This window comes from uncultured Ligilactobacillus sp., assembly GCF_948826705.1.
Lineage (GTDB): Bacteria > Bacillota > Bacilli > Lactobacillales > Lactobacillaceae > Ligilactobacillus.
The window spans coordinates 1-10,944 of record NZ_CAQLEL010000105.1 but is presented as its reverse complement, the minus strand read 5'-3'; the positions used below and the strand labels follow the sequence as shown (position 1 = coordinate 10,944).

At 40.3% G+C, this 10,944-nt stretch carries 10 protein-coding genes, 1 tRNA gene and 1 pseudogene; 10 read left to right on the top strand and 2 right to left on the bottom strand.

What is annotated here, in order from left to right; genetic code table 11:
* Window positions 1–793 (bottom strand): hypothetical protein (locus tag Q9Q35_RS07235; RefSeq protein WP_304652781.1); only part of this gene is annotated, 793 nt, incomplete at its 3' end.
* 247 nt (window positions 794–1,040) lie between these two features.
* Here Q9Q35_RS07235 and Q9Q35_RS07230 point away from each other — a divergent pair.
* The 9 genes and pseudogenes from Q9Q35_RS07230 to Q9Q35_RS07190 form a co-directional block, all read left to right on the top strand.
* Window positions 1,041–1,113 (top strand) — tRNA-Lys (locus tag Q9Q35_RS07230).
* Window positions 1,114–1,330: 217 nt separating this feature from the next.
* Window positions 1,331–2,044 (top strand): response regulator YycF, encoded by a 714-nt coding sequence (gene yycF / locus Q9Q35_RS07225; protein ID WP_304652780.1) that lies wholly within the window; start codon window positions 1,331–1,333, stop codon window positions 2,042–2,044.
* A gap of 1 nt (window position 2,045) precedes the next feature.
* On the top strand, window positions 2,046–3,911 hold the full coding sequence (gene walK / locus Q9Q35_RS07220; RefSeq protein ID WP_304652779.1) for a cell wall metabolism sensor histidine kinase WalK: 1,866 nt from the start codon (window positions 2,046–2,048) through the stop codon (window positions 3,909–3,911).
* The gene (locus Q9Q35_RS07215) at window positions 3,901–5,268 is read left to right on the top strand and encodes a YycH family regulatory protein (RefSeq protein WP_304652778.1); all 1,368 of its coding nucleotides are present in this window, start codon (window positions 3,901–3,903) and stop codon (window positions 5,266–5,268) included. Before walK ends, Q9Q35_RS07215 begins: the two co-directional genes overlap by 11 nt.
* Window positions 5,258–6,070 carry a two-component system regulatory protein YycI gene (locus Q9Q35_RS07210; protein WP_304652777.1) on the top strand — a complete coding sequence of 271 codons (813 nt, stop codon included), beginning with the start codon at window positions 5,258–5,260 and terminating at the stop codon, window positions 6,068–6,070. The genes Q9Q35_RS07215 and Q9Q35_RS07210 overlap by 11 nt, the downstream gene beginning before the upstream one ends.
* A gap of 21 nt (window positions 6,071–6,091) precedes the next feature.
* On the top strand, window positions 6,092–6,898 hold the full coding sequence (locus tag Q9Q35_RS07205) for an MBL fold metallo-hydrolase (protein WP_304652776.1): 807 nt from the start codon (window positions 6,092–6,094) through the stop codon (window positions 6,896–6,898).
* 115 nt (window positions 6,899–7,013) lie between these two features.
* The gene (locus Q9Q35_RS07200; protein ID WP_304652775.1) at window positions 7,014–8,318 is read left to right on the top strand and encodes a S1C family serine protease; all 1,305 of its coding nucleotides are present in this window, start codon (window positions 7,014–7,016) and stop codon (window positions 8,316–8,318) included.
* A 215-nt stretch (window positions 8,319–8,533) separates the two neighbouring features.
* Window positions 8,534–9,013 (top strand): 23S rRNA (pseudouridine(1915)-N(3))-methyltransferase RlmH, encoded by a 480-nt coding sequence (rlmH, locus tag Q9Q35_RS07195; protein ID WP_304652774.1) that lies wholly within the window; start codon window positions 8,534–8,536, stop codon window positions 9,011–9,013.
* A gap of 263 nt (window positions 9,014–9,276) precedes the next feature.
* Window positions 9,277–10,026: pseudogene (locus Q9Q35_RS07190) on the top strand (YSIRK-type signal peptide-containing protein); the annotation flags it as partial.
* Window positions 10,027–10,083: 57 nt separating this feature from the next.
* Here Q9Q35_RS07190 and Q9Q35_RS07185 read toward each other — a convergent pair.
* A complete protein-coding gene (locus Q9Q35_RS07185) occupies window positions 10,084–10,188 on the bottom strand; it encodes a hypothetical protein (RefSeq protein ID WP_304652782.1) in 105 nt (34 codons plus the stop codon).
* A gap of 377 nt (window positions 10,189–10,565) precedes the next feature.
* Here Q9Q35_RS07185 and grpE point away from each other — a divergent pair.
* The coding region (grpE, locus tag Q9Q35_RS07180; protein WP_304652773.1) for a nucleotide exchange factor GrpE at window positions 10,566–10,944 on the top strand (379 nt) is incomplete at its 3' end.

Here is a 10,944-nt window from a genome sequence, read left to right as displayed (position 1 = left end):
TCAGTTGGGCAGTAGTGGTGCAGAGTTCGATCTCGGTAATAAAAACATTTTGTAAGTGCTTTGATTCGGAGGGTGGAAGTTGGTTCGCAATAGCTAGATGGGTGACCTTTTCTAATAAAACTATCAAATAGTCCTTTTGGGCCCGAAGTAGATCTGGTCCTAAAGTATGACCTAATTTACTCCAGGAGATCGCTTGGATGAGTTTTGACAATTGTTTGGGCTCATTTTTTTGGATGCATGTAAGTAATTTTTTCTCATGCTGATAGATCTGAGCGTAAGAAAGTGGTGCTTGGGTCAGTAGAGTGCGACGTTCTTTATTCAGGAGATGAGTAGTCCGAGTCAACTGCTGAAAATTACAGTTAGCAAGTTGATCGGCGGTCTCGCCAGTGAAAAAATAATTGATCAGATAGATGATGTCACGGATATCTTCGAGACAGTAGATCGGTAAGGCGGCCAATTGTGTGTAGGTCAATTCGTATTGGGCTAGGGGCATATTTAAAGCGTCTAAATATTTATATAAAACATTACGATCAGTTAAATTGCAGCGAAAAGGACCAAAGATAAAATAATGGTCGTTAAAAGCATATAACAAAAGGAGTTCATTTAATTTACCAGTTATTAGAGCATGCTTTTTGGCATTTTTTTCTAGGTCAGTAAATAGTGTTTGATAGTCATAGCCAAAATCAGTCTCTAGTGCATTATAGTGTTTACAAAGCGCAAATTGTTCATTTAAGACCAAGAGTGGCATATGCAAGCAGTTTGAGAGTGCACGTAGCAGTAATTCATATTCCAAAAAGATCACCTCTATCAGGAAAAATAGCTTTATATAGGTAAGCCTAACAAAGAGAAAATAGTAAATTAAACAAAAAAAGGTTTAAAAATCTACTGCGATAAGTAAACAAAAATTAAGGGGGATCAAGCTTAAATATCTGATCGAAAAGGACCGCTTGTAATGAGCATAGCGGGCATTTTTAGTTTTTTACCAAAAAACTCTTGCGCTTTGGCTTTTTCTTTGATATAGTATTATTCGTTGATGAAATGGGTGGTTAGCTCAGCTGGCAGAGCAACGGACTCTTAATCCGTGGGTCCAGGGTTCGATCCCCTGACCACCCATCAGAGATTTACTAACAGCAATTGCAGATCTTGCTCTGTGGTTGCTGTTTTTTTTGTGCATTTTGAATAAAACGGTCAAAACCAGGTCATTGAGTTTCTGTAACCAAAGCTGAGTTTGTAGTACAATAAGGGTGGTAGGAGCTATTGAACTACATCCAAGAAGCAGTAGTGCTCACAGTGATATGTATGTAATTTATATAAAGAGGAATTTAAACTTATGAAAAAGATTTTAGTTGTAGATGATGAGAAACCGATCTTAGATATCATCAAGTTCAATCTGACCAAAGAAGGTTACGATGTATACACTGCCGAAGATGGCCAAGAGGCTTTAGATAAGGTCGAAGAGGTCTTACCTGATCTGATCATTTTAGATCTGATGTTACCTAAGGTCGATGGGCTCGAAGTGGCACGTGAAGTTCGAAAAAAATATGAAATGCCGATCATTATGGTAACGGCTAAAGATACAGAATTAGATAAAGTCTTAGGCTTAGAAATGGGTGCTGATGACTATGTGACCAAACCATTTTCTAACCGTGAATTGATCGCACGGGTCAAGGCTAATTTACGGCGCCAAGCCACGGTAGTAGCCAGCGCTCAAAGTGAAGAAAAAGAAAAAAGTAATGACATTGTGATCGGAAATTTAACGATCCACCCAGAGGCATATGTGGTCTCCAAAAATGATGAAAATATCGAATTGACCCATCGTGAATTTGAATTGCTTTACTATTTAGCTAAACACATTGGGCAAGTCATGACTAGAGAGCACTTGTTGCAGACCGTTTGGGGCTATGATTACTTTGGGGATGTTCGGACAGTTGACGTAACGGTCCGCCGTTTGCGCGAAAAGATCGAAGATAACCCTAGTCGCCCAGTCTGGTTGGTGACCCGCCGTGGGGTCGGCTATTATTTACGTAATCCAGAGGCCGAGTAAAATGAATAAGAAATTGCATTTTTTCCAGTCGATCCATTTTAAGATCGCACTGGTTTTTGCTTTACTGTTGTTTTTAGCCTTTCAGATCGTTGGTGCGGTATTTGTACAACGCTTAAAAAGTGAGAATTTAAAACAATTTAAGCAAAGTGTGGAAATGCCAGCTTATGTCAATAATTTGCTAGTCACGCAATTGAATGAAGCTGATACAAATGAAGCAAATGAGCGGATCAAAACTATCTTAGATGATATCAATAATAATAATATTTCAGATATTCAAGTTGTAGATGCTAAAGGTGTGATCCGTGGTGAAAATAATGTGAATACTCGCTCGATGATCGGGCAAAAAGCAACGAATAGTAATATTAAACAGGTTTTGTACAGTGGACGTAATTTCTCGCAGACGATGTACAATGAGCGCGATAATCGGCGCTATTATATCGCGATCACCCCGTTGTTCAATACTTCGGGCAATAACAATACAGTCGTCGGTGCGGTCTATGTCCGCGCTAATTTAGAAAGTGTCTACGATTCGGTCAATGACGTTATCGTGATCTTTGCGACCGCGGCGTTGATCGCTACGGGGATCGGGTTAGCCCTTGCGATCCTTGTTTCAAGTGCGATCACCCGCCCGATCGATGAAATGAAAAAGCAAACTGCGCGGATCGCTCGGGGAGATTATTCTGGTCAAGTCCAAGTTTATGGACGAGATGAATTGGGTCAATTAGCCCAAGCCGTCAACAATCTATCTGCACGGGTCGAAGAAGCACAAGAAGCGACTGAATCAGAGCGACGACGCTTGGATCTGATCTTATCGCACATGTCAGATGGTGTGATCGCTACTGACCGTGGGGGCAAGATCACGATCATCAACGATATGGCGTGTGAAGCGTTAGAAGTAAAACCAGATGATGTTAGGAATAAGTCGATCTTAGATGTTTTGAATATCCGGGATAAATATACGATCCGCGAACTTTTGGAAAATCAAAATGAGATCATTTTGGATGAATTAGACACCAATCGTGACCAGATCTTGAATGCCAATTTTTCGCTGATCCAACGGCGTTCAGGCTTTATCATCGGGATCGTCTGTGTCTTGCATGATATCACCGAACAACAACGGATCGACCGCGAGCGGCGACAATTTGTTTCCAACGTTTCACATGAATTGCGGACACCGTTGACGAGTATGCGCAGTTACATTGAGGCATTAAATGAAGGTGCTTGGCAAGACCCTGAGATCGCACCAGCCTTTTTAAAGGTCACTCAAGAAGAAACTGACCGGATGATCCGGATGATCAATGATCTTTTGAGTTTATCGCGAATGGATCTTGGAAAAGTCGAGTTAGACTTGGAGTTAGTCAACTTAAATGAATTGTTCAACTATATCTTGAACCGTTTTGATATGATGCTTGAAAAGGACAATAATGATACACGTGAAGTGACAAAAAATTATACGATCAAACGTGATTTTACCGATAAGACACTTTGGGTCGAAGTCGACACCGACAAGATCATTCAAGTGGTAGATAATATCATGAATAATGCGATCAAGTATTCACCCGATGGTGGTGTGATCACTTGTCGTTTGTTGGAGACGCATAATCATGTCATCATGAGTATCTCTGATCAAGGTCTAGGAATGCCAAAAAAGGAACTATCGCACATTTTTGAGCGCTTCTATCGTGTCGATAAGGCGCGTTCACGGGCACAAGGTGGGACTGGTCTTGGACTAGCGATCTCTAAAGAAGTGATCGAGTTACATCACGGCCGGATCTGGGTCGATAGTACAGAAGGAAAGGGTTCGACCTTCTATATCTCGCTACCATATGAAGAATACGAGGAAGGAGATCTATGGGATGAAGAATAAACGCTTAAATGGGTGGTTTTTGCATGCCATTTTGATCCTTGCGGTGTTATTTAGTGTTGTTTTTACAGCTTTGATCTGGGTAACGCCTGTTTATTTTCAACGCATAGCAGGGATGGCAGCTCCGGATAAGACTAAAGTTATCAATGATGATACCAACACGGCAGACAAGAAAAAATTAACTGATGTATATCGACCAGTATCGATCACGGTAACAGATAAACGCTCATCCAGTCGGCTATTGAGCAATCGGATCGATGTAGTCGATCTAATGATGACTTCTTTAGAAGGAAGTAAGATAACTGATATCAGTGAACCAGAGACTGTCAGTAAAAACGAGTACCTAAAGCTAATGCAGACGCCTAGATCGTATCAGTTGAATTATGGTTCAGAGCTCTCCTTTGGAGTCTTGAAACAATACATTGCTGAACAGCCAGTTAAGAGTGAGAATTACAGCTTTGATCGGATCGTGATCAGTTATGATGGCTCTGAGGTCTATTTTCTAGAAGATGCAGGTCTCAAGGTATACAAGGCCAAGTTGACCAAATATGATAAAGATAAGCTCAATAACGTCCACAAAACAAAGGAGCTCAAGCGCTATAAACTTAGCTATGAATATCAAAACGGACGTCTGATCCAGTATTATGAAGATCAGGTCACGGTGCCACGTTATAGTTATTTATACAATAAAGAAAATGTGGGGATGTACGTTACACGCTTGTTAGGGACCGAAAAGAGCAGTACCTCATCACTGACGACCCGTGAACAAGATGGCGTAACGGTCTATTCCGATGATTCGGGGCAAAAATTGAGCATCCGCGACAAAACGGGCTTGATAACATATACGGATTATCTGACTGATGAGACTGGACGCCAGAATTGGACTTTAGATGATCATTTAACAAATGATTTTACTGATCTAGAGCAATTAGGCGTTAGTTTAACTGATGTTAAGTATTCTGAGTATGATATGCAGGAAAAAAATGTCATCTATCGCAGTTACATCGATGGTTTTCCTGTGATCTCGGCACGCGATTTTGGGACTTATCAGATCCAAAATCGCGTCCGTAACAAGAAATTGATCTTTTCCCAATGCAGTCTACAAGTTCCAGTGCCAGCAGCTGGTAAAGCAGTGACGCTCAAGCCGACTAAAGAGATCTTGCCTGAGTTACAAAGTGCCGACATCAATTTGGATAAGATCAGTGATATTCAGATCGGTTATACGGTCTCGCAAAATAGTACAGCTTCATTGGTCATTGATCTGACACCGACATATTTTGTCAAATACAATAACGTTTGGATCAATTATCAAGATCTGATCTCAGGGAAGAAATGGGGGGATAACGCCAATGAATTTTAAGCGTATCGAATGGATCTTTGTCATTGCCTTTATCGCCTTAGATATCTTCTTATTAAGTGTTTATGTGACACAAAATGATACGATCGATCAACGAACGAGTTCGTTTTCTACGACCAATACTTCGGGATCTGTATTAAAGAGTATTAAAAATGATCAGATCTCTTATGGACATCTATCGGATAAAACTCAAGCTGGTTATTATGTCTCCAGCTCAAATTCAAATATTTTGCGGGAGAAAGCTGAGCAGTTGCGCTATAGTTGGGAATATGCCAATCATAAATTAACGGTCGACTTTACGGATGGTTTAAAACTAGTCGATCCAGACAAACCACAAGCAACAATAGATGAATTTTTGAAAGATAGTAGTATCGTCCTCTTTGGTAAGGAGTATACTTATAATAAAGATCTTTCAACTAAATCCGTGATCGTTTATACGCAGATGATCTATGGGGGGCCGGTGTACTCTAATGATGGTCAGATCCGATTTGAGATCAAAAATGACTATGTGACAGGCTATACTCAAGGATATATGAATGACGTCCAGATCTTGCGTGAAAAACGTGATACTATCAGCCAAGAACGGGCGTTGATCTGGTTATATCAATACAACAAGTTGCCCGCTAATACGCAAGTTTTGTGGTGTCATTTAGGGTATACACGGTTATTATCGGTAAATAACAGCATCGTATATATTCCGACTTGGAATTTCTGTATAAAAAACAGTAATACAGGTAACATCCAGTATCGACGGATCAACGCCTTTACAGGTAGTGTGATGGATGAGACGATCAGTGTTAAATAAATGAGGAAGGATAGCTTGACAATGAGTGAAGAAGTTGGGCTGAAAGTTAGCGTGCTTGCCAGTGGGAGTACAGGCAATGCAACTTATATCGAGACTCCTAAGCAAAAATTATTGATCGATGCTGGACTTTCGGGTAAAAAAATCGAAGGACTGATGAATTCGATCGGGCGGACATTAAAAGATGTTGATAAGCTCTTAGTGACTCACGAACATAGTGATCATATCAAGGGTGTCGGTGTTTTAGCCCGCCGCTATGGCTTAGATGTCTATGCCAATGAGAAGACTTGGGAGCAAATGGCGCCTAAGATCGGACAGGTCAAAACAGAACAAAAGCACATTTTTAAACGTGAGACAGTCCAAACTTTTGGTGATCTAGATGTCCAAAGTTTTGGCGTTTCGCATGATGCGATCGATCCACAATTTTATAAAGTGCATTATGCGGGTAAATCATTTGCCATTGTGACAGATACTGGCTATGTTTCAGATCGGGTCAAAGGGATCGTAGAAAATGCAGATGGATATTTATTTGAATGCAACCACGATACTGAGATGTTACGCGCAGGGATCTATCCGTGGGCGCTAAAGCAACGGATCTTGAGTGATCAAGGGCATTTATCCAATGAAGATGGCGCTAATGCGTTGATGAGCGTTTTAGGTGCTCGGACTAAGCAGATCTATCTTGGACACTTGAGCCAAGAAAATAATGTCAAAGAACTAGCGCATTTAACAGTCCAACGTCAAATGCAAGCTAAAGACTTTGGTGTTGATCAAGATTTTCTCTTATTAGACACCGATCCAGCGCAAGCGACCGAGTTGGCAGTTCTTTAAGATAAAACTATATTTTTTAGGATAAAGTTAATTTTTACATTATTGTAAGCAATTTTGTTGCAAAAGGCTTATTATATATAATATAGATACTTAATTTTAAGAGGTGACTTTTTGTATGAGCAATAATGAACAATTTGATGGTGAGTTTAATGAAGTTGGCTCAAATAATGGGCCGGCCAAACAGCCAGGCTCAAAGCAACGAGGGCTAGGTAAAGTATTTTTGATCGGTCTGTGTGCTGGTGTACTTGGTGGTGGTGTAGCTGTTGGAGGCTATACTTTGTATCAAAATAACAGTACGCAACTAGCAAGTAATTCCCAAGGGACGACGGCGACCAGCAATGTTAAGGTCAACGTCAGCACACAAACGACTAAAGCTTTTGATGCGGTCAAAGATGCAGTCGTTTCGGTCGAAGCCTATTCAGAACAACAATCCAGTTCGTCTTTAGAAGATCTCTTTGGGCAAAATTCTGGTAACTCGACTAGTCAAACATCCACTAGTGAAGGCTCAGGAGTCATTTATAAAAAGAGCGGTAATACTGCTTATATCGTCACAAATAACCATGTGATCTCGGGAGCTAACAAAGTTGAAGTCTTGTTGAATAGTGGCAAGAAATTATCGGCTACGGTAGTGGGACATGACTCGGTAACTGACTTGGCTGTGCTTAAGATCAACGCCAAAGATGTTAAACAAGTTGCAAGTTTTGGCAACTCGGATAATATCAAAGTTGGTGAAACAGCTTTGGCGATCGGCTCTCCCCTTGGCTCAGAATATGCCACCTCTTTGACTCAAGGTATCATTTCGGCTAAAAGTCGGACGATCAACGTAACTAACAGCAGTGGTATCACCACAGGTCAAGCCACTGTTATCCAAACTGATGCGGCTATCAATCCAGGTAACTCTGGTGGTGCTTTAGTTAACTTACAAGGTCAAGTTATCGGGATCAACTCGATGAAACTTTCAAGTACTGGTTCAAGTGAATCGACTTCAGTCGAAGGGATGGGCTTTGCGATCCCAAGTAATGAAGTGGTTTCGATCATCAACCAATTAGTTGAAAATGGGAAGGTTAAGCGTCCAGCATTGGGGATCTCGCTAGTTGATCTAGATTATATCTCTCAAAGTGCTCGAACAGATACGCTCAAGTTACCGACAGATGTTACTAGCGGTGTGGTCGTTATGAAGATCGATTCCAGTTCACCGTTGAAAGATAGTGGTATTGCTAAATATGATGTGATCACGTCGATCGGCGGTAAGAAAGTTACCGATTTAGCGACCTTGCGCCAAGCATTATATGAACATAAGATCGGTGACACTGTTGAGATCGGTTATTATCATGAAGGTAAGCAACAGACTGCTAATGTAAAATTGACATTGGAAGCAGATGATTCCAATACGACGACATCATCGAACTCAAATGAATAAAGTTAAATCAAAATGTTAATTATGAGGACGGCAACTAAGTGAAAACTTAGTACCGTCCTTTTTGGATATTGTGTATAATAATACAAGAAGATATTTAATAAGGTTGTCCCCATAAATATTGGGACAGAACAAAAGTACTCCCCAATATCTTGTGGTTAACTCTGTGGATATGTGGATAACTCTGTGGATAAGTATATGAGAAAGGAATTATTTTTGTGAATATTAAGGTCATTTGTGTTGGAAAACTCAAAGAAAAATACTTAAAGCAAGGGATCGCTGAGTATTCCAAAAGATTAAGTAAATTTTGCAAATTTGAGGTCATTGAAGTTCCAGATGAAAAGGCGCCTGAAAGACTAAGTTTAGCCGAGATGGAAGCTGTAAAGCAAAAAGAGGGGGAACGTATTTTGCATAAAATTCGGGATAAAGAGTATGTTTATGCATTAGCGATCGAAGGTACAGAGCGTTCATCAGAAGAATTTGCCTCTGAGTTAGAAAAATTAGGAACTTATGGGCATAGTGATCTGACATTTGTGATCGGGGGATCACTTGGATTGAGTCCAGAAGTTTTAAAGAGAGCTCAAACGAAGATATCGTTTGGACGTTTTACGTTACCGCATCAATTGATGCGCTTGGTTTTGACTGAACAGATCTATCGTGGTTTCATGATCAATAATGGTAGCCCATATCATAAGTAGATCATAAGGCTGATCCTATAAAAGGATCAGCCTTTTTTGTTTAAAAAATTATTGTTTTGATTAAAAAAATAATATATACCAAAAATTTCTTGGAATATTTTTAAGCATAGTTAAGTTTGTCTATAAGTATGTGCAAAGGGTTTCCAATTGATTTATCGTGTATGATATTTTATTCCTAGTTATAAAAATACCTAAAAAATTTAATGTAATATCTGTGTTGGGTATTAGTGTTTTTTTATTTTAATTAGGAGGATCTAACTAGGATGGTATCGAAGAAAAATAAAAAATTGATGTTGGAAAAACAAGCATCTAAAAAGCAACGTTATGGTCTACGCAAGTTAAGTGTTGGGGTAGCTTCGGTCTTATTAGGGATGACATTTCTAGGTGCGGGTGGTATCTCAGCTGCCGAAAATGAAAATTTAGAGACAGCTACAACAGAAAGCCAAGTTGAAACTGTCTCTGATCCTTTAAATAAGCAAACAGAAGTGGCCTTGACGCAACAAACAGAAGCTGAAAAACAAATTGATGGCCAAGCTTACGAAGAAAAAACAGTTACTCGTACGATCAACCTTTATAAAGATGATAAGTTGGTCGATACCAAAGTCCAAACTGTAAAATTCCACAAGATCTTAGGAATTTGGTATGTCAAAGATGATGGCGCGGTAGGGATACAAAATGGTCAATTTGATGCTTATGATATTCCTGAACAAGCAGGGTATACAGCACAGATCAATGGTGTTGTCGTCAATAAAGTCGATAACATGAACGTAACAGCCGATACTCCAAATCAAGTGGTCGATGTTCATTATGTTGCTAATACAAAAACATACACCGAAGAAAGGATCATTACCCGTACGATCAATATTTGGCATGACGATCAACTCTTTGCCACTTTCGTCCAAGATGTAGTCTTTAAACGTGAAGTGACTGAAGATCTAACAACTGGTGATAAGACTTATGGGGCTTGGGATGAACCTACTAAGATGTTCGAGAATTTTGAGATCCCCCAATATGAAGGTTATAAGCATACAGAAGGTACAGTTCAAAATCGACTTATCGTTACTCCAGATTCAGAAAACATAGTTAACGACGTCCGGCGTAAGGTTAATCCTGCTGATCTGATGTATGTTCACAGGGTTTCTTACATATGCATACCCGGCTTCGATCCTGTTCATGAACCATTCGGAAAAAAAGGCCGGTATGTCAGTTCTTCTGCTTGCGCTTATGATCATACTGTTTTCTCTCGATTCTGATATGAACGGTGTATTTGGAATATATCTCCTGTTCATCTGTTTTTTTGTATCCTACCTGTATTTTAACATAATTCAGATCAAAGGGCGACAAAAATTGATCAGAAATCCCGCGTTTCTTCTTTTGTTTTCGGATAATGGACAATGATATTATTTTGCCCGGAACAGCCAGTGAGGAAGCAATTAAGGAGGGGACATGGTATGAGAAGCCATCAACTGCTGGTTGAATCTGCCAGAATCAACTATTGGTTAGTTCCTGAGAAGTTTTTTTCTGTTATACTACTGGCAAGGAGGATAAAAACATGAACCAGGAAGCGATAGGAAAATTCATTGCGATCTGTCGAAAAGAGAAGGGGCTTACACAAAAACAGTTAGCGGAAATGGAAAACTTCAAGAAGAGGCTGACACGGGAACATCAGGAACAAATGCGTTATGCGTCCGAAAAAGTCCTCAATGATATCCTTCCTGCTCTGGACAACCTGGATCTGGCCTTGCAATATGCCAGCCAGCACGAGGCATGCAAGGATATGGTTGAAGGCGTGGCCATGACCCGCAAGCTGCTTCTGGAGGCGGTAAGCCGGAATGGTCTCTCAGCAGTTGGCGAAGTCGGCGAGGATTTCAATCCGCAATACCACGAGGCAATAGGTTTCGAACCCAATCCCGAAGTTGGGCCCGGCGCTG